Annotated in this window: 17 protein-coding genes and 1 pseudogene; 5 read left to right on the top strand and 13 right to left on the bottom strand. The window is 71.9% G+C overall.

What is annotated here, in order from left to right:
• Positions 1–3 precede the first annotated feature (3 nt).
• Positions 4–642 carry a TetR/AcrR family transcriptional regulator gene (locus ACZ4XX_RS34935; RefSeq protein ID WP_468511874.1) on the top strand — a complete coding sequence of 213 codons (639 nt, stop codon included), beginning with the start codon at positions 4–6 and terminating at the stop codon, positions 640–642.
• 16 nt (positions 643–658) lie between these two features.
• Here ACZ4XX_RS34935 and ACZ4XX_RS34930 read toward each other — a convergent pair whose 3' ends face one another.
• From ACZ4XX_RS34930 to ACZ4XX_RS34885, 10 genes are all read right to left on the bottom strand, one after another.
• Complete coding sequence (locus ACZ4XX_RS34930; RefSeq protein ID WP_468511873.1) at positions 659–1,567, bottom strand: ABC transporter ATP-binding protein; 909 nt, start codon at positions 1,565–1,567, stop codon at positions 659–661.
• The gene (locus tag ACZ4XX_RS34925) at positions 1,560–2,615 is read right to left on the bottom strand and encodes an ABC transporter ATP-binding protein (RefSeq protein WP_468511872.1); all 1,056 of its coding nucleotides are present in this window, start codon (positions 2,613–2,615) and stop codon (positions 1,560–1,562) included. Before ACZ4XX_RS34925 ends, ACZ4XX_RS34930 begins: the two co-directional genes overlap by 8 nt.
• Positions 2,612–3,466: an ABC transporter permease gene (locus tag ACZ4XX_RS34920; RefSeq protein WP_468511871.1), complete on the bottom strand. Its 855-nt coding sequence runs from the start codon at positions 3,464–3,466 to the stop codon at positions 2,612–2,614. Before ACZ4XX_RS34920 ends, ACZ4XX_RS34925 begins: the two co-directional genes overlap by 4 nt.
• Positions 3,463–4,422, bottom strand: coding sequence for an ABC transporter permease (locus ACZ4XX_RS34915; protein WP_468511870.1), 960 nt, complete (start codon positions 4,420–4,422; stop codon positions 3,463–3,465). Before ACZ4XX_RS34915 ends, ACZ4XX_RS34920 begins: the two co-directional genes overlap by 4 nt.
• Positions 4,419–6,092 carry an ABC transporter substrate-binding protein gene (locus ACZ4XX_RS34910; protein ID WP_468511869.1) on the bottom strand — a complete coding sequence of 558 codons (1,674 nt, stop codon included), beginning with the start codon at positions 6,090–6,092 and terminating at the stop codon, positions 4,419–4,421. The genes ACZ4XX_RS34915 and ACZ4XX_RS34910 overlap by 4 nt, the downstream gene beginning before the upstream one ends.
• Positions 6,093–6,188: 96 nt before the next feature.
• Positions 6,189–7,202 carry an agmatine deiminase family protein gene (locus ACZ4XX_RS34905; protein WP_468511868.1) on the bottom strand — a complete coding sequence of 338 codons (1,014 nt, stop codon included), beginning with the start codon at positions 7,200–7,202 and terminating at the stop codon, positions 6,189–6,191.
• A gap of 243 nt (positions 7,203–7,445) precedes the next feature.
• Entirely contained in the window at positions 7,446–9,197 is a 1,752-nt protein-coding gene (locus ACZ4XX_RS34900; protein WP_468511867.1) for an urease subunit alpha, read from the bottom strand.
• Positions 9,194–9,976, bottom strand: a complete 783-nt coding sequence (gene ureA / locus ACZ4XX_RS34895) for an urease subunit gamma (RefSeq protein ID WP_468511866.1) — start codon at positions 9,974–9,976, stop codon at positions 9,194–9,196. Before ureA ends, ACZ4XX_RS34900 begins: the two co-directional genes overlap by 4 nt.
• A gap of 477 nt (positions 9,977–10,453) precedes the next feature.
• Positions 10,454–11,029 (bottom strand): TetR/AcrR family transcriptional regulator, encoded by a 576-nt coding sequence (locus ACZ4XX_RS34890; protein ID WP_187623581.1) that lies wholly within the window; start codon positions 11,027–11,029, stop codon positions 10,454–10,456.
• A 105-nt stretch (positions 11,030–11,134) separates the two neighbouring features.
• Entirely contained in the window at positions 11,135–12,892 is a 1,758-nt protein-coding gene (locus tag ACZ4XX_RS34885; protein WP_468511865.1) for a serine/threonine-protein kinase, read from the bottom strand.
• 160 nt (positions 12,893–13,052) lie between these two features.
• Here ACZ4XX_RS34885 and ACZ4XX_RS34880 point away from each other — a divergent pair, with 160 nt between their 5' ends.
• Together ACZ4XX_RS34880 and ACZ4XX_RS34875 are read left to right on the top strand one after the other, a co-directional pair.
• Positions 13,053–13,670, top strand: a complete 618-nt coding sequence (locus ACZ4XX_RS34880) for a TetR/AcrR family transcriptional regulator (protein ID WP_468511864.1) — start codon at positions 13,053–13,055, stop codon at positions 13,668–13,670.
• A 248-nt stretch (positions 13,671–13,918) separates the two neighbouring features.
• Positions 13,919–15,076: an agmatine deiminase family protein gene (locus ACZ4XX_RS34875; RefSeq protein WP_468511863.1), complete on the top strand. Its 1,158-nt coding sequence runs from the start codon at positions 13,919–13,921 to the stop codon at positions 15,074–15,076.
• Between the two features lie 92 nt (positions 15,077–15,168).
• Here the strand turns inward: ACZ4XX_RS34875 and ACZ4XX_RS34870 are convergent, their stop codons facing one another.
• The 3 genes and pseudogenes from ACZ4XX_RS34870 to ACZ4XX_RS34860 form a co-directional block, all read right to left on the bottom strand.
• Positions 15,169–16,152 carry an NlpC/P60 family protein gene (locus ACZ4XX_RS34870; protein ID WP_468511897.1) on the bottom strand — a complete coding sequence of 328 codons (984 nt, stop codon included), beginning with the start codon at positions 16,150–16,152 and terminating at the stop codon, positions 15,169–15,171.
• A gap of 58 nt (positions 16,153–16,210) precedes the next feature.
• Positions 16,211–16,489 (bottom strand): annotated as a pseudogene (locus ACZ4XX_RS34865) (poly-gamma-glutamate biosynthesis protein PgsC/CapC); the annotation flags it as partial.
• A gap of 41 nt (positions 16,490–16,530) precedes the next feature.
• Positions 16,531–17,685, bottom strand: coding sequence for an agmatine deiminase family protein (locus ACZ4XX_RS34860; protein ID WP_468511862.1), 1,155 nt, complete (start codon positions 17,683–17,685; stop codon positions 16,531–16,533).
• A gap of 286 nt (positions 17,686–17,971) precedes the next feature.
• Here ACZ4XX_RS34860 and ACZ4XX_RS34855 point away from each other — a divergent pair, with 286 nt between their 5' ends.
• A complete protein-coding gene (locus ACZ4XX_RS34855; protein WP_468511861.1) occupies positions 17,972–18,574 on the top strand; it encodes a TetR/AcrR family transcriptional regulator in 603 nt (200 codons plus the stop codon).
• 4 nt (positions 18,575–18,578) lie between these two features.
• A partial coding sequence (locus ACZ4XX_RS34850; RefSeq protein ID WP_468511860.1) for a response regulator occupies positions 18,579–18,979 on the top strand: 401 nt, incomplete at its 3' end.

The following is an 18,979-nucleotide window of genomic DNA, read 5'->3' as shown; positions in this document are numbered from 1 at the left end:
GCCATGGCAGCATCCGCGAAGGACTCCCCGAACCCGACCGCTCCCCCGCCCCGCCCGGCCACACGGTCACGGGCCTCGGCGAAGGGCGAGCAGACCCGGGCGCGGTTGATCGCGGCCGCCCGCACACTGCTCGCGGGCGAGATGAGCGAGCGGTTCACCACCCGCAACGTGGCGGCGCTCTGCGGGGTGTCGCACGGAATGTGCCACTACCACTTCCAGGACAGGACCGACCTCGTCCTCGCGGTCGTCGCGGACATCCGCCCCGAGTGGATCTCGCCCCTGGAGGAGGCCGTCGCCGGCCCCGGCACCTTCGCCGAGCGCGCCGAGCGGGTGCTCGACCTGCTCGGCAGGCCCGAGAAGACGGACCTCGCCCACCTCCATTCCGCCCTGCACTGGCACGCGTTGAACGACGACCGGGTCAGGGAGGCCATGGAGACGGAGTACCGGCGCTGGCGCGCCGGTTTCGTGGAGCTGTTCCAGGTGCTGGCCGACGAGCGCGGTGGCGGTCTCGACCCCCGGCCGCTGGGCGAGGCCGTCGCCGCGGCCGTCGACGGTCTGGCCGCCGTGGAGTCCCTGGACGCCGATGTCGACGCCGGGGCGGTCCTCCGGACCCTGGTCCGCACGCTCGCCGCCGGCGTCTGAGGCGTCCCCGCCCGCCCTACAGTGCCCGGCGGGCGGCCGCGATCCGCTCCGGATCCCAGCCGGGGCGCGGCACGGACTCCATGAGCAGCCGGGTGTACGGGTGTTGCGGCGCGGCCAGCACCTCGGCGGTGCGCCCCGCCTCCACGACCGCGCCGTGCCGCATCACGATGACATCGTCGGTGACGCACCGGACCACCCCCAGATCATGCGTGATGAAGAGATAGCCGATCGAGGTCTGCTCCCGGATGTCGGCGAGCAGGTTGAGGATCTGCGCCTGCACGGAGACGTCGAGCGCGGCGACCGCCTCGTCCAGGACGAGGACGGCCGGCTCCACGGCGAGGGCGCGGGCGATGGCCACGCGCTGCCGCTGGCCGCCCGAGAGCCGGCGCGGCAGCGCGTCGGCGGCGCGCGTCCCGAGACCGACCTGGTCGAGCAGCTCCCGCACCCGCCGGTCGTGGTCCCGCTCGGGGAAGTGGAGCCGTAGCGTCTCGCGGAGGGCCGCCTCGACGCTGGTCCGCGGATCGAGGGACTGAAGGGGGTCCTGGAAGACCATCTGGACCTCGCGGGCGCGGGCGAGTCGCTGCGCGCGGCCGCGGCGCCGCTCGGTCCGGGACCGGCCCCGTACGTACACCTCGCCCTCGTCCGCCCTCTCCAGGCCGACGACGATCCGGGCCGTGGTGGTCTTTCCTGAGCCGGACTCCCCCACGATGCCCAGGGACCCGCCGTGCGGCAGCGTGAAGGACACGTCGTCGACGGCCCGTACGGCTCCGTAGGTCCGGCGCAGGCCCCTGACGACCAGGACGTCGTCGGCGTTCTCGCCGTACCGGGAGTCCCCGGCGTCGGTCACGGCGGTCCTGTCGGTCACGGCGCTCACCACGGTCTCGGCGTTCTCGGCGTTCACCACGGTCTCGGCGTTCTCAGGCATCGACGGCGCTCCCTTCGAGCCGCTCGCTGTGGTGACAGGCGGCCCGGTGTCCCGGCCGGCCCGGGGCGGGCTGCGTCACCGGGGCCTGCTGGCCGCAGACTTCGGTGGCGAGCGTGCAGCGGGCGGCGAAGGCGCAGCCGGTGAGCGTCACCCGGAGGTCGGGGGGCTGCCCGTCGATGGCGGCGAGCCGCCCCCGCGGGTTCTCCAGGCGGGGGGTGGAGGCCAGGAGGGCCGCCGTGTAGGGGTGGCGGGGCTGCGCGAAGATCTCCGCGGCCGGTCCGCTCTCGGCGATCCGCCCGGCGTACATCACGTACACCCGGTCGCTGATGGCGGCCGCGAGATCGAGATCGTGGGTGACGAAGAGCAGACCGGTGCCGAACCGCTCGCGCAGCTTGCCGAGGAGGGCGATGACCTCCGCCTGGGTGGTGACGTCCAGGGCGGTGGTCGGCTCGTCGGCGAGCAGCAGGGCCGGGTCGCCCATCAACGCGGCCGCGATCATGACGCGTTGCAGCATGCCGCCGGAGACCTGGCTGGGGTACTTGGCGAGCGCCGTGCCGTCGAGGCCCACCGCTTCGAGGAGTTCGACGGCGCGCGCGGTCGCCTGCGCGGCGGTCATCGTCCTGGTCGCGCGGACGCTCTCGGTGAGGAAGTCGCCGATGCGCCGGAGCGGGTTGATGGCCGCCCGCGGGTCCTGGAAGATCATGGCCACGGTGCCGGTCCGCAGAGCCCGCAGCCGGTCGGCGTCGAGGGTGAGGACGTCCTGGCCGTCGACGAGGACGGTGCCCTCGGTGACGGCGCCCGGCGGCAGCAGGCGCAGGGCGCTGCGTGAGGTGAGACTCTTCCCGGAGCCGGACTCGCCGACGAGCGCGACGGTCTCCGCGGTGGCGACGGTGAGGTCGATCCCGTCGAGGACGGGTCGGGCCGTGCCGGGCAGGGTGATCCGCAGCCCCTGGATGTCGAGGGCCGGCCTGTCGCAGCTGTTCACCGGTCTGTCGGAAGCGTTCTCCGGCCTCTCGGAGGTCTTCACCGGCCTGTCGGATGTGTTCATCGGTCTCTCCTGGCGACGCGGTCGGCCCAGCGCTCTCCGACCACGTTGAACGCGACGACGGTGAGCACGATCAGGACGCTGGGCAGGATCGCGGACAGCGGGTAGCCCTGCTGGACGGCCGTCTGCCCGTCGAAGACCATGCGGCCCCAGTCGGGGGTGAGCGCCGGGACGCCCAGTCCGAGGAAGGAGAGGCCGGCGAGGTCCATGAGGGCGTAGCCGAAGTTGATGGTGGACTGGGCGAGGACGATGGGGGCGATGTTGGGGAGGATGTGGCGCAGGCAGATCTGGAGGGCCGAGTGGCCCTGGACCAGGTAGGCGCTGACGTACGGACGCTCTCGTTCGGCGAGGACCAGTGAGCGCGTCAGCCTGCTGACGTAGGGCAGGTAGGCGATGGCGAGGGCGATGACCGGGGCCAGGAGCCCCTCGCCGTAGATCGAGATGATCAGGATCGCGAGGAGCATGCCGGGAAAGGCGAAGACGAGTTCGGTGCTGCGGGAGAGGACCGAGTCGAGCCAGCCGCCCCGCCAGGCCGCGGCCGTGCCGACCACGACACCGGCGAGGGTGGAGAAGAGGACCACTCCGAGGGGGCCGAGCAGCGAGGTGCGGGCGCCGAGGAGCAGGCGGGAGAAGGTGTCGCGGCCCGCCGCGTCCACCCCGAGGAGGTGCTCGGCGGAGGGTCCGGCGAGCGCGTTGCCGAGGTCGACGGCGTTGGGGTCGTACGGCACGACGAGGGAGGCGAGGAGCGCACCGGCGACGACGAGGACGACGAAGCCCAGACAGACGAGGTGGAGCGGCGACCGGGCCGTACGGATCTTGGCGAGGCCGGGCCGGCGGGTGAGGACGGCGGTCATGCGGAGGAGCTCCTCGATCCGAGGGTGATCCGCGGGTCGACCAGCGGGAGCAGCAGGTCGACGATGAGGTTCACGATCATGAACAGGGCGACGATGATCAGCGAAATGGCCTGGACGGTCGGGAAGTCCTTGGTGGTCGTGGACAGCTCCAGGAGCTGGCCGATGCCGCCGATGCTGAACGCGGTCTCGACGAGGATCGTGCAGACCAGCAGGGTCGAGACGATCAGTCCGCCGGTGGTCAGGACGGTGCCGAGGGAGTTGCGGAACACATGGCGGCGGATCACCTGGCGCTCCGGGACGCCGCGGCTGCGGGCCACGGTGACGTGCTCGCTGTCGAGGGCCTCGAGCATCGCCGAGCGGGTGACCCGGGCGAGCATGCCGATCAGATAGAGCGCGAGCGCGATCGCCGGCAGGGTCAGGTGCCAGAGTGTGTCGAGGAGGCCGTCGCCGGCGCCGCCGCTGGGGAACCAGCCGAGCTTCACGGCGAACAGGGCCTGGAGCAGGACGGCCGCGACGAAGGACGGGGTGCCGACGGCGAACGTGGTGGTGACCAGCACGGCGGAGTCGGTCGCCCCGCCGCGTACGGCGGAGACCCAGCCGAGCACCAGTCCGATGACCACGACCACGACCAGTGCCATCGCGATCAGCAGCAGCGTGGTCGGCAGCCGGTCGGCGAGGAGCCGGGACACGTCGATGCGGTACGTGATGGACCGCCCGAAGTCGCCCTGCAGCATGTCCCCCAGCCAGCTGAGGTAGCGGACGAAGAAGGGGTCGTCCAGGTGGTACTGGGCGTTGATCGCGGCGAGCGCCTCCGGCGAGGCCGAGCGGCCCGAGAGCAGGAAGCTCGCGGGGCTGCCCGGCGCCAGGTACATCGCGCCGAAGACGACGAACGACGCCACGAGGAGGGTGACGGCCATCTCCGTCACCCGTCGGACGGCGAATCTCGCGAAGTTCACGGGGCGGCCCCCACGTCGGCGGCCCACGGGTAGTACATGTACGAGATGGTGGTGGGGGCGCCGGTGATCCTCTTGTTGAGGAAGACGGCGGTGGGCCACTCGGCGACCGGGATCCACAGCAGGTTCTCGACGGCGTGCTTCTGCAGCTCCGACTCGATCGCCAGGCGCTTGTCCGGGTCGTACTCGGCCGTCGCCCGTGCGACTCCCGCGTCGTACGTCCTGTCGCTGTAGCCGGCGAAGTTCATGTAGGCGCCGGTCTTGAAGTTCTGCAGCAGGTCGAGCGGGTCGGTGATCGAGTCGTAGTAGGTGAGCGGGAACATGTCGATGCCCTCGCGCGCCTCGGGGTCGGTGAACAGGGCGGTGAACGCGTTGGGCGCGATGGTCTTGAGCCGGATGTCGAGACCGATCCGGGCACCGGCCGCCTGCACGGCGGTGGCGAGCAGGGAGACGTCCTGGCCGATGGAGCTGGTGGCGACGGTGAGCGTCTTCCCGGTGGCGCCCGCCTCCTTGATCAGCGCCGTGGCCTTGCCGATGTCGGGAGTGATCTGCGGGAGGCCGTCGAGGGCCTTCTTCCTGGTCGGCTCCGAGCCGGCCGACCAGGCGGCACGGGTGGTGAGCGAGTTCGTGACGCTGCCCGCGCCGCCGAGTCCCGCCTTCACGAAGCCGGAGCGGTCCAGGGCGAGGGAGAGCGCCCGGCGGACCCGGACGTCGCCGAGCGGTCCCTTCATGTTCGTGATGTTGACGTTGACGGTGCTGAGGCCCTCGCCGAAGTAGAGGGTGCCGACGCCGCTGCCCTTGAGGCGGCCGTAGCTCTCGGTCGGGATGAGGTAGCCGCCGTCGGCCTCGCCGCTGAGCATGGCGTTGGTCCGGGCGGAGGGGTCGGTCATGAACCGGAAGACGACCTTGCCTGACCTGGCCTTCTTCCCCCAGTAGCCGTCGAAGCGGTCGAGCTGCACGGACTGGCCCTTGTTCCAGGTGCCGAGGGAGAACGGTCCGGTGCAGGCGAGTCCGCCCGAGGTGCCGTAGTCCTTGCCGGCCGCCTCGACGCCGGCCTTGGAGGCGATGACTCCGGCGGCGGTCGCCATGTACTGGGGGAACTGGGAGTCGGGCTTCTCGAGCTTGACGGTGACCTGGAGCGGGCCCGTCTTCCGTATGGAGGCGACGTTCTCGAAGTTCTGCGCCCAGGCCGCCGCGTTGTCCGGGTCGCGCTGCCGGCCGAGGCTGAACACGACGTCGTCGGCGCTCATGGTCCGGCCGTCGTGGAAGCGCACCCCGCTCCGCAGGTCGTACACCCACGTCGTCGGGTCGGGGTTGGACGCCTTCTCGGCGAGCCCCGGTTCGAGGGTGAGGCCCGGCGTCCAGCGCATGAGGCTCTCGCAGACGTTGGACAGGATCGTGTTCTGCGGGTAGTCGAACGCCACGGTGTAGTCGAGCGTCGGCGGCTCGGCGTACACGGCCCACGTGAAGGAGTCGATGTCGCCCTTGGCGACGGGCGTGGTCTTCGAGAGGGTGACGCCGCCGGTGCTCGCCCCGTTCTTGGGCGGCCCCGAGCAGGACACGACCAGGGCCGCCGTCGCCAGGAGGGCGGCCGCGGCGGCGCGGCGGCGGCCGGACGGACGGCCCCGGGAGACGCTGCCGCGTCTGCCGGTGCGGGGTACGGGTGTGGTCATCGTCGCGCTCTCTTTCCGTACGGTCTGTGCGTACGCGATGGGGGAGGCTGCCGGACCGAGGGGACGGTCCGGCAGGAGCGATCGGTCCGGTCCGGGTTACGCGAGGGGGCGGGCGACGGGGAGCTGCTGCGTGATGCAGTGCACCCCCCCGCCGCCGAACGCGATCGCGAGCGCCTGCACGCCGACCACCTTGCGGCCCGGGTACGCCGCGGCGATCACCGCGAGCGCGTCGTCGTCCTGGGGCAGGCCCGCCACGGGGACGACGACGCCGCCGTTGGCGACGTAGTAGTTCAGGTACGAGACCTCGACCTCGCCGTCGGCCACGTCGACGAACGCCGCCTGCGGAACGTCGACGATCTCCAGCGACCGTCCCCGGGCGTCGGTGGTGACCTCCAGGACCGCGCGGTTGGCGCGCATCCGGGCGTAGTCGGGGTGCGCGGGGTCGTCGGGCAGCGAGACGACGACCCTGCCGGGCGCGGCGAAGGCACAGACGCCGTCGACGTGACCGTCCGTCTCCGTGTCCAGGAGGCCTCCGTACGGGAGCCATACAACCTTGGTGACGCCGAGTCGGGATTTCAGCTCGGCCTCGATCTCGACCCGGTTCATGCCGGGGTTCCTGTTGGGGTGCAGCAGGCACTGCTCGGTCGTGATGAGCGTGCCCTCGCCGTCGACCGTGATCGCCCCGCCCTCGAGGATCATGTCGGAGGCGATGCGCTCGACGTCGAGGTGCTCCAGGAGCAGACCGCTGATCCGGTCGTCGGAGTCGTACGGGTGGTGCTTGCGGCCCCAGGCGTTGAAGCGGAAGTCGACGCCGGCGCGGCGCCCGTCGCCGTCGAGCACGAACAGCGGGGCGGAGTCGCGGAACCAGGAGTCGTCCAGGGGAAGCTCCACGACGGTGATCCCGCTGCCGCAGTGGGCGCGGGCGTCGTCGCCGTGGCCGAGCGGGGCGACCATCGTCACCGGCTCGAACTCGGCGATGGCCCTGGCGACGTTCGCGTACTCCTCCTTGACGTCGTTCAGCACACTGCCCCAGAGGTCGGGGCGGGTGGGCCAGGCCATCAGGCAGCCCTCGTGCTCGGACCACTCGGCGGGCATACGGAATGCGGTCATTCGAGAACTCTCTTCTCTCGCCAGAGATACCGGTCGGTGGCGGACGGCCGGCACAAGGCCGAATCGAGCCACGGACGAGTACGTGGTGGATGGAATCTTCTCCTCGACTGAAATTTCAGTCAAGAGAGAATTCAGGGGGCGTTCACTCGGAAGCGGAACAGTACGGACCAGAACCGGATCAGAGCCGGATCGGGGCCGGACGGGGCCGGACGGAGGATCAGGAGTGGCGGAGACAGTCGGGGCTCAGAGGAAGTAGAGGCGGCTGAGAGAGACCTCGTGGGCCGGCTCCGAGCGCAGGGGCTCCCCGTCCAGCGTGACGAGCCCGGTTCGGCCGTCGACCTGGACGTCACCGGTCCGGGAGTTGCGAAGGAGGTCTGCCGGCCCGATGCCCCGGGTGCCGCGCACCGCGACCCGGCGACGGCGGGTCGCCATGGCGTCGTACGGGCGGCCGAAGCTGCCCGACTCGGCGGCGGCCCGGCTGACGAAGGCCACGGAGAGGTCGGCCGGGGTGGCGCCGTGGGCGCCGAAAAGGGGGCCGAGGACGAGGGGCTCACAGGTGTCGGTGGCAGCGTTCGGGTCGCCGGTCACACCGTAGGCGGGGAAGCCGTTCTTGATGACCATCTGCGGCTTCGCACCGAAGAACGGGGGCCGCCACAGCACGATGTCGGCCATCTTGCCGACCTCGATCGAGCCGATCTCGTGGGCGAGGCCGTGGGCGATCGCCGGGTTGATGGTGAGTTTGGCGATGTAGCGCAGCACGCGCGCGTTGTCATCGCCCTGCCCGTCGCCCTCCATGGGGCCCAGCTCGGCCTTCATCTTCCCGGCCATGGCGAACGTGCGCCGGACGGTCTCGCCGGCCCTGCCCATGCCCTGCGCGTCGGAGGAGGTGATCCCGATCGCGCCGAGGTCGTGCAGCACGTCCTCCGCGCCCATCGTCCCGGCCCGGATCCGGTCGCGCGCCATCGCGGCATCACCGGGCAGGTCCGGCTTGAGCGCGTGGACGGAGACGATCATCCCGTAGTGCTCGGCGACGGCGTCGCGGCCGAAGGGGAGCGTGGGGTTGGTGGAGGAGCCGATGACGTTCGGCACGCCCGCCATCTTCAGGACGTTGGGGACGTGCCCGCCGCCGCAGCCCTCGATGTGGAAGGCGTGGATCGTACGGCCGTCCAGAACCCGCAGGGTGTCCTCGACCGACAGGCACTCGTTCAGGCCGTCGCTGTGCAGGGCGACCTGCACATCGTGCTCCTCGGCCACCCGCAGGGCCGTGTCGAGCGCACGCGTGTGGGCGCCCATGTCCTCGTGGACCTTGAAACCCGATGCCCCGCCCTCCGCGAGCGCCTCCACCAGCGGCGCCGGGTCCGAGGACGAACCCCGGGCCAGGAAACCGATGTTGACCGGCCAGGCGTCGAAGGCGTTGAACGCGTGCCGCAGCGCCCAGGGCGAGTTGACCCCGACACCCCAACTCGGCCCGATCTCCTGCCCGATGACCGTGGTGACGCCGCTCGCGAGCGAGGCCTCCATGATCCGGGGTGACAGCAGATGGACATGGGTGTCGACGGCTCCGGCGGTGGCGATCAGCCCCTCGCCGGGGATCATCGTCGTCCCCGTACCGACGACGACCTCGACCCCGTCGAGCGTGTCCGGGTTCCCGGCGCGCCCGATCGCGTGGATCCGGCCCTCACGAAGCCCGATCGACACCTTGCGGATGCCCAGGACCGCGTCGATCACCAGGACGTTGGTGATCACGACGTCGCAGGTCTCGCGGACGGCCGCCGCCTTGAGGTGCAGGCCGTCGCGGGCGGTCTTGCCGAAACCGGCCAGGAACTCGTCCCCCGGCCGCTGCGAGTCCGACTCGACGCGGACGACGAGACCGGAGTCGCCGAGCCGGACCCGGTCGCCCGCGCGTGGACCGTGGACAGTGGCGTATTCGTACGGGTCGACGTGCCTGCCGGCACCCGGCGCACAGTGATCGCTGTGCCTGGTCGGCTTGCTCACAGGACGGCTCCTTCCAGGGCCTCGGGAGTGTCGGGGGCATCCGCGACGTCGGGCGGATCGGCGACGTCACCGGCCGCGCCGGACGCAGCCCGCTCGCCGTGCGCACCGCGGTAGCCGCAGGCCGCCGCCCTGCGCAGGGCCTCCTCCTTCGCGCCGGGCGCGTCCAGCGGCCCGTCGACCAGGCCCGCGAAGCCGATGGCGACCCGGGCGCCGCCGATCGGCACGAGTCCGACCTCCGCCTCGGCGCCCGGGTCGAAGCGGAACGACGACCCGGCGGGCACGGCGAGCCTCATGCCGTACGCGGCCGCCCGGTCGAAGTCGAGGCGCGGATTAGCCTCGAAGAAGTGGAAGTGCGAGGTCACGCTGACGGGCACCTCCGCGGTGTTGCGCACGGCCAGCGCGAACTGCGGCTCCGGCACGGCGATGGCGTCCGGGGCCGGCAGGACGGCACCCGGGGCGCCGTCGTTGCGCTCCTGGGCGCCGAACGGCTCGGCGACGGCGGCGAGCCGGGTGCCGTCGTCGAAGACGGCCTCCACCTGGATCTCGGTGACCACGTCGGCGACCCCGGGCAGCACGTCGTCCGGGCCGAGGACCGAACGACCCCGCTCGATCGCATCGGCGAGGCGCAGTCCGTCGCGGGCGGCCTCGCAGACCGTGTCGGCGACGATCGCGGTGGCCTCGGGGACGTTCAGCCGCAGACCGCGCGCGTGGCGGGCCCGGGCGAGCTCGGCGGTGGTGAAGAGCAGCAGGCGGTCCCGCTCGGTGGGAGTCAGCGGCATGACGGCCCCCGACCCGATATCCCGACGGGTACGCCGGTCGACATCATGGTGTTCATTCCTTCTCCGGAAGGTGGGCGAGATGCCTGGACGGCACGGCCGCCGCTGGGCATCGGACCGGGTCACGGCCTCGGGTCCGCGGAGGCGGCGAGGTCCGAGGAGGACCTCGGCAGGCAGGGAAGCCGGCGGTACGGATGCGAGAGCAGTCCGTTCTCGGCGATGCCCTCACTGTGGCATTGACTGAAAAAACAGTCAACGCCTGAGAGCAAGCGCTCCTCGGCAGATGAGGGGTGGCACGACGGAAGGGAGCGGCTCACGGAAAGGTCACGGAGCTCCGCTGCCGGCACGGGCGGCAGGACGGCCGTGGGCGCGGGGGAAGCGTGAAAGTCAGGGCGCACAGGGGCGCGGGCACACTAGAGTGCGGGAGACCGCACAGGGGGGTGCGGGACTCAAGGGCGCGGGAGTCCGGGGCGCCCCGGCTCAGCGGAGCGCGGCCAGCTCCGCCTCGACGGCGCCGAGCAGCAACGCGCGCGCGTGGTCGATCTTGATCCCGCCGCCGAGCCAGCGCATGCTCAGCCCCTCCAGGAGAGCCGTGAGCCGCTCCCCCGCGGCGGCGAGCGCCGACGCGGACGCCATGGGCTGCACCTGGCCGAGCAGCACCGCCACGTCCTGGGCCCACATCAGGGTGGCCCGGGCGAGGTCCTCGCGGAGCAGCTCGTCGAAGACGGCGCTCGCCCTCAACTCGCCCCAGGCCGCGCTGTTCTCGCGTACCTCGACGGTGTCCTGGAGCTCCAGGAGGAGTGTTCCCTCGAGTTCCTCGCGCGGGCTCAGCGGCGGCGCGTCCGGGTCGCGGTCGCTCGTGTAGCGCTCGGCTCGCTGGCTGATGAACTCCAGCGTGTGGCGCAGGATCCCGGAGCGGTCCTTGAAGTAGTAGTAGATCAGGGCCGTGGAGACGCCGGCCTCCGCCGCGAGCTCCTCCACCCGCAGCCCGCGGATCCCGCGACGGGCGATGACCCGCGCTGCCGCTTCGAGGATCTGAGTACTACGAGATGCCATGCCCGAACCCTACCCGGCGGTGATCAGGCCGGACCCGCGGCCCTCGGGCGGCCGACCGGCCGCCGCCCTGCGCGCTGTCGGCGCCGGAGGGCACGGATCGCCACCTCATCCGTCGCGCCGGTGATGGTCGACGACGACGGTCACTGACCCGCCGTCCTCGGCCACTTCGACGAGGCGCGCGATCACGATCTCCTTCTGGTCCGCGCTGCGGACGCAGAAGGGCCGCTCGTCGGCGAGTTCGGCGAACGGCAGCGTCGTCACCGGTTCCGACTCGATCCCGCGGACGCAGTCGGCCGGACTCAGCTCGTCCCCGGTCGCGACGAAGGCGTCGCTCTCCTCGGGCAGGACGAACGCCTTGTCCGTGCGGGCGAGGTACCAGGCGGCGGTCTCCTCGGGAACGACCTTGCCCGCCTTGAGATCGAACTCGTACGAGGTGTCGGGCGAGGTGAGTTCGACCCCCGCGTATCCGACCGTGTAGGCGGTCCCGCCGGACGGCTTCGGCGTGCCGCCGGAGGGCTGCACGCTGACGGGCGGCCGTGCCGAGGGTTCGCCGGTGGCGCCGGCCGCATCGCTCGCCCCCTCCTCCGGTGGGGGGTCGAGACAGTAGACGGCCGCGCCGCCCGCGAAGAGCGCGAGGAGCACCACGACGGCTGCGAGCAGCAGTCGGCCACGGCGACGGGGCGCCCTGCGCGAGGAAGGGGTGTGCGCCCGGGCACCGGCACGGTGCGCCTCCGGCACTCCGGGGGGCGCCGTACCCGTACCGCCGGAGTCGCCCGTCCCGCCGGAGCCCGTACTGCCGGGGTATCCCGCACCGCCGGGCGAGCCCGTACCGCCGGGGAGACCCGTACCACCGGGCGAGCCCGTCGCCGCGTCGACTCCCGGGTGCGGGCTCCGCGAGGAGAACGCGGTGGCCCTGACGGTGGGCTGGACATGGGACGGCGGCGTCGGTCCCGCACCGTGCCCCGCGAGGTCGGCGCTGACGGGGCGGGGCAGCCAGTCGTCGGCGAACTCCGGCCGCGGCCCCACGGCGGGATGGGCGTGGACGGCCTCGATCAGTTCGGCGGTCGAGGGGCGGCCCTCCGGGCGCTTGGCCAGGCAGCGTCCGAGCAGGTCGCGCAGGGCGGCGGGGACGGGAGCCAGATCGGGCGCCTCGTGGACCACGCGGTACAGCGCGGCGGATTCCGGCCCGCTCCCGAAGGGCGGCGCCCCGCCCGAGACGTACACGGCGAGCGCACCGAGCGCGAACACATCGGTCGCCGCCGTCACCTGGAGTCCCAGCGCCTGCTCGGGCGCCATGAAGGCGGCGGTGCCGATCCGCAGTCCCGCCCCGGTCAGCGCGGTGGCGTCGGCCGCGCGCGCGATCCCGAAGTCGATCACCCGGGGTCCGTCGGCGGCGATCAGCACGTTGGCGGGCTTGAGGTCCCGGTGGACGACACCCACTCCGTGGATCCCCTGCAGCGCCTCGGCGATGCCGGCCACGAGCAGCAGGACGGTCCGCACCGGCAGCGGCCCGTGCCGCTGGACCACCTGCTGAAGGGTGGGCCCCGGAACGTACGCCGTCGCCAGCCACGGCGTACGGGCGTCCACGCCGTAGTCGACCACCTGCGCGGTGAACAGGCCGTGGATCCGACGGGCGCTGGCCACTTCCTGGGCGAAGCGCTCGCGGAACTCGGGGTCCTCGGCGAACTCGGCCCGCACCGCCTTCAGGGCGATCGGACGACCTCCGGGGGTGTACGCCAGGTACACGACGCCCATGCCGCCCGCGCCCAGCCGGGCGTGAAGGCGGTAGCCGCCGATCTCGCGGGGGTCGTCGGAGGCCAGAGCCGTATGGGCGGGCTGTGCACCGGGAAGCTGAGCGGACATGCGGTGGCTCTTTCGGCAGGTGGAACGGAGCGACGTGCGGCGCCGCTCCTCGCATCGTGCCCTTAACTAAAGTTTCAGTCAATATGAGACGATGAGCGGCCACGAGCGGCCACGACCCGTGATGACCGGCCGTGACCGGCCACGGCGGTGGTGACCGGCGATGACTGACGGACGAAGGGACGACATGGTGAAGGACCGCAGAACCGCGATCCTGGAGGCAGCGGCCCGCACCATAGCCAGACGCGGGGTACGCGGGCTCCGCACGGAGGACCTGGCGGCCGAGGCCGGGGTGTCGACCGCGCTGGTCTACTACCACTTCAAGGACCGGGCCGGCCTCCTGCGGCACACGCTCGGGTTCATCACCGACCGGGCGAAGCAGCATTCCCTGGGACGGCAGGACGCCGACGAACCCGTGGACCCGCGGGAACTGCTCGGGATGGCCCTCCAGCTGGAGTTCCAGGACCTCCCCGAGGTGCGCGAGAACACCACGGCCTGGAGTGAGCTGCGCGCCAGCGCGATCTTCGAGCCCGAGCTCCGCGAGGCGCTCGCCACGGCGAGTGCGGCCTGGGTCCGGCATGTCGCGGGACTCCTCACCCTCGCACGCCCGGCCGCGAGCGCGGCGGAGCGCGCCGCCTCCGCCGCGCGCCTGACCGCGCTGCGCGAAGGACTCGACGCGCGTCGACTGAGCGGCGTTCTTCGCCCGGACCACGCCCGTGAGCTGCTGGGCGAGGCGATCGAGGTGGAACTCGCCCACCTGACGACGCACGCGCGACCCTGAGCGGTCCGGGCGCGGGCCGCCCAGACGCCCCCGGCACCCCCGACACCCACCGAGAGATTTGACTGAAATTCCAGTCAGTGCCACAGTGCTTGACATGAGGCCGTCACCGCTGCCGCGGTGACGCGCGGACGCGGTGCGGATGATGCACCCTCTGAAGCAGGACTCGTGTGACGACCCTGCCGTCCCCCTCCGTGCCCCCCACCGCGGCCGGCTGCCTCCGTCCTGCCAGTCCACGATCGGAGTCCACGATGACCTTTCTCCCCTCCCGACGCTCCGCCCTCCGCTCCTTCGCCGGGATCAGCGCGCTCGTCCTCGGCGCTTCCGCCTGCGGCCCCACGGACTCCGGAGTGTCCGCCACCTCCGGGGGTGCGAAGCCGCACGGCGGGAACGGCGGGGAGCGCCGGCTGGGCGCCGAGTGGGAGAGCCACACCCGTACCTTCATGTCCTGGCCGGCCCTCGAGTCGGTCTGGACGGAGGACCTCCCCTACGTACGGAAGGACATCGCGCGGATCGCGCGCGAGGTCGCGGAGTACGAGGAGGTCGTCATGATGGCGCGGCCCGCGCAGCTGAAGGCGGCGCAGCGGGCGTGCGGATCCCTGGTGGAGGTCGTCCCGCTGGACGTCGACGACCTGTGGGCCCGCGACACGGTGCCCGTCTTCGTCGAGGAACAGGGCAAGGTCGTCGGCGTCGACCTCAACTTCAACGGCTGGGGCAACAAGCAGGAACACGAGAACGACGCCCTGGTCGGCGAGACGCTGCTCGCGAAGTACCGGATCCCCCGCGTCGAGGCCCCTCTCGTCGCCGAGGGCGGCTCCTTCGAGACCGACGGCGAGGGCACCCTGCTCATCACCGAGAGCTCGATCGTGAACGACAACCGCAACCGGGGCATGACCCGGGACGAGATCGAGGACGAGCTCATCGAGACGCTCGGCGTGCAGAAGGTCGTGTGGCTGGCGGGCGTCCGCGGCGAGGACATCACCGACGCGCACGTGGACAGCCTCGTCCGCTTCGTCGCCCCCGGCGTCGTCCTCCTCGACCAGGCGTTCCCCGGTACTCCCCCGGACTCGTGGTCCCGCTCGGCCGACCAGGCCCGCTCGGTGCTCAGCAAGGCCACCGACGCGCGGGGCCGCCGCTTCGAGATCATCGACCTGCCGCAGCCCGACCTCGACCGGATCACCGGCGAGGGCGACGACTTCGTCTCCACCTACGCCAACTTCTACATCGCCAACGACGCCGTCTTCCTGCCCAAGTTCGGCGACCGGAAGGCCGACAACCGCGCCAAGGGCATCCTTCAGGAGCACTTCCCCCAGCGCGACATCGTGATGGTCCCGATCGACACCATCGCCTCCGGCGGCGGCGGGATCCACTGCTCCACCCACGACCAGCCGGGCAAGCCCGCCGCCTGACACCACGCGGCACGGCGACCACGCCGAACTCCAGGACGGCCACGACCGCCTCGGCCCCTCTCCGGGCCGGGGCGGTCGTCGCGTTCCACCGGCTACAGGCGCTTGGCGCTCCGCAGCCCCTTCGCGTAGAAGCCGTCGCCGTCGAGCCGGGCGGTGCCGCCCAGGTCACCGAAGGTGGGTCCGTCGGCCTCCTCGCGGCTGGAGACGAAGCGGGGCTTCCCGTCGGTGTCGAGTCCCGTGTACATGCCGACGTGGTCGAGTCGGGGACCCGTACGGGCGTCGATCTCGAAGAACACCAGGTCGCCCGGCTGGAGCTTGCCGAGCGAGCGGGGGCGCTGCCCGGTGAGCGCCAGGACGTCCACGCCCACCGTGCTGCGGGCCATGCCGTCGGAGGTGCGGGGCAGCCCGTCGCCCTCGTCGTCGCTCGGGGCGAGCGGGAAGCGCGCCCGGTAGCCGAGGACCAGGCGCACGAAGCCGGAACAGTCGCCGGCGCGGTGACGGATCCTGTCGGGCTGGACGGCGGTGCCGTTGCGGAAGGTGTAGGGGATGCCGAGGTAGTCGTAGAAGTCCGACTCCTCCAGGCGCTTGTCACCGTTCGGGTCGGGATTGACCGGACCGAAGCGCGCGTCGCCGGCGAAGGCGATCCCCCTGGCGTCCTTCGTGGCCTTAGCCCCGTACAGGTACTCCTGGGCGAAGGCCATCACGTCCGGCTGGGTGCTGGTGCGTTCGGCCGCGAACCAGTCGGTGAACCAGCGTGCCTTCTCGGCGTCCTGCTTCCAGGGCTGCGGAAGGAGGCGCACCCAGCGGTCCGTGACCACCTTCGCCCGGGTGGAACGCTGCTCGGCGAACGTACGGACGGGGCCTGCCAGCCAGGCCGTACGGGCGCCGTCGGTGAAGCTCGCCACCACGGCGCCGTCGCCGCTCCTGACCACCGTGCGGTCCGGGTCGCGGAGCCGCTCGTAGGTCAACCCACCGTGAGACGCCCGTGTCGCGCCCTTGTCCGCCACGAAGGGCGGTGGGGGCGACGTCCTGGCCTCGTTCAGTTCGGCGGTCGGATACACGGACGCGCCGAGCAGGCCGGCGACCGCCGCCGCCGCGAGAGCACCGCGCGTACGGCGACGGCGAAGGTTCGTGTCAGGCGCCGGGCATCACTCCGAGCAGAATTCCGGCCGTCAGCACCGCATAGGTGGCGAGGGCGACGGCGCTGGTCGCGAGCAGGGTGGCTCCCCGGGGCTGCCGGACGAGCTGGTAGGCGATCAGGCCGGGCACGATGAACCCGAGGGTCTGCGTGCCGTAGAGCATCGGGAACTCCCTCCGCAGCAGCACGTACACCGTGGCCTGCAGCAGCACGCCCATCAGCACCACCGCGGCGAACAGGCGCCTGCCGTAGAGGATGACGACCTTCTGGAGCAGCACCGGACGGCGACCGGCGCGCCTCCTGCCGGAGCGTCCGGTCAGGCTGCCGGGGGTACGACCGGCTGCGACTGGGTGGCGCAGTGGATGCCGCCGCCACCGCTCGCGATGTTGTCGATGTTGAGCTGCACGACGTTCCGCCCGGGATAGGCGGCCTGCAGAATCGCGTAGGCGACGCCGTCGGCGTAGCCGTCGCCGAACTGCGGTACGAGGACCGCCCCGTTGGCGGTGAAGTAGTTGGTGTAGCTGGACAGGAATTCGGTGCCGCGGCCGCGGATGTACCGCCGGTCCGGGCCGGGCAGTTCGGTGATGGCCAGTCGCCGGCCCTGCGCGTCGGTCGAGTCCTGCAGGATCCGCTTGGTCTCCTGGTACACGGCGACCCACTTGCTGTCGGCGCCGGGCCCCGGCTTGTCGAGGATGACCTGCCCCGGTGCGGTGAAGCGGGCCAGGCAGTCGATGTGGGAGTCGGTGATGTCCTGGCCCGCCAGACCCGGTACCCAGATGACCTTGTCGACGCCGAGCACGGACTTCATGCCCTGCTCGACCTGGTCCTGGCTCATGCCCGGGTTCCGGTTGCTGTTGACCAGCGAACTGACCGTGGCCATCAGGGTGCCCGTGCCGTCGGTCTCCAGTGACCCGCCCTCCCCCACGAACGGTGCCTGGACGCGGTCGACCCCGTAGTGACCGAGCAGGGTCGCGGCCGCGGCGGCGTCGTTCGCGTAGGGCTGTGCGTACGAGGTGCCGGTCTTGCCCCAGCCGTTGAAGTTGGTGTCCACGCCGGCCACGGCGCCGGGGGCGACGACGAAGGTGGGGCCGAAGTCACGGATCCACAGATCGTCGTTGGCGATCTCGACGACCTCGATGCCGTAGTAGGCGCCGCTCCCGCAGGTGTAGCGGGCGTCGGCGGCCTGGTCGGGGCGGGCGAGCATGACGACCGGCTCGTACCGCGATATCTCGTGCGCGACGGTGGCGATGTCCCGGCGCACCGCGCCGAGTTTGCTCGACCAGACCGACGACAGAGCGGGCCAGGCCATGAAGGTACGCACGTGCTGATCGGTCTCCGCGGGCATCCGCAGAGTGGCGCCCGACGGGGCCGTCGCCGCACGGGCGACCGTCGGCAGCGCCGCCCCGAGGGCGACGAGCGGCAGAGCGGCGGCTCCGAAGCGGAGCAGTCGGCGACGAGTGGTTGCTGGCATGTCCATGGAACTCCCTAGAGGAGGGACGGGAGGATGCCCGGCCATCCTGGACCGAACTGAAAACTCAGTCAAATGTGCAGGGCGGAGATTCGATGCAGCCCCAACGGGCAAGCAGCAGCACGACACGGAGGCACTTCCCCCGCGAAGCCGGGGCGGAGAACCGCACCTCCTGCCACACCTTGCACTCCACCCACTCCTCCATCGCCGGACCTCATCGTGACTCCAACTAAAGATTCAGTCAGCATGAGATACTCCGAGCGACCGAGCGACGACAAGGAGGCACGACGTGGCCACAGACCGCCGAACGGCGATCCTGGAAGGGGCCGCCCGCGTCATAGCGCGGCGCGGGGTCCGAGGACTGCGGGTGGAGGAACTGGCGGTCGAGGCCGGGGTGTCCACCGCGTTGATCTACTACCACTTCAAGGACCGGGCGGGCATCCTGCGCCACACGCTGGAGTTCATCAGCGACCGGGCCGATCGGTACACGGCGGCGGACGAGGGGGCGGCCGGCGGCTTCGACGCCCACCGGGACCTGGAACGGTCGCTGCTGCTGGAGTTCCAGGACCTTCCCGAGGTCCGGGAGAACAGCACGGCCTGGGGCGAACTGCGGGCCAGCGCGGTCTTCGACCCGGAGCTGCGCACCGAGCTCGCCAGAGCCGGCCTGACCTGGGTCCACGATGTCGCGGCGCTGCTGGGCGAGGCCTGCCCCGCCGTTCCCGCGCCGACCCTCACGGCGTCCGCGGAACGCCTGACCGCCCTCACGGAGGGACTCAGCACGCGGTGGCTGAGCGGCGCACTGCCCCTGGAGCGCGCCCGCGAACTGATGCGGGCGGCCATCTCCGTGGAACTGAGACAGCTGAACCGCCGTTGGCCGCCGGAGCCGCGGTGAGGCGATGGCGGCGATCCGGGAGCACCGGCCGGACGTCGTCCTCCTCGACATCCGCATGCCCGACATCGACGGCCTGACCCTGCTCGCCCTGATCCAAGAGCTCCCCGACCCGCCCCAGGTCGCCATGCTCACCACGTTCGACCACGACGAGCACCTCGGCCGGGCCATCGCCCTCGGCGCCGGCGGCTTCCTCCTCAAGGACTCCGAACCCGACACACTGATCCGTTCCGTACGCGCCCTGGCGACCGGCGCCGGTTGCCTCTCGCCGTCCGTGGTGCGACGACTCCACGGCGGACTCGCCCCCACGGCACGGGCCGGGGGGGGGGGGGGGGGGGGGGGGGGGGGGGGGGGGTGGGGGGGGGGGGGGGTGGGGGGGGGGGGGGGGGGGGGGGGGGGGGGTTGTCT

This window comes from Streptomyces sp. NPDC029956 (assembly GCF_055574655.1).
The sequence above is the reverse complement of the archived record's forward strand: the minus strand, read 5'-3'. Positions and strand labels throughout refer to the sequence as shown.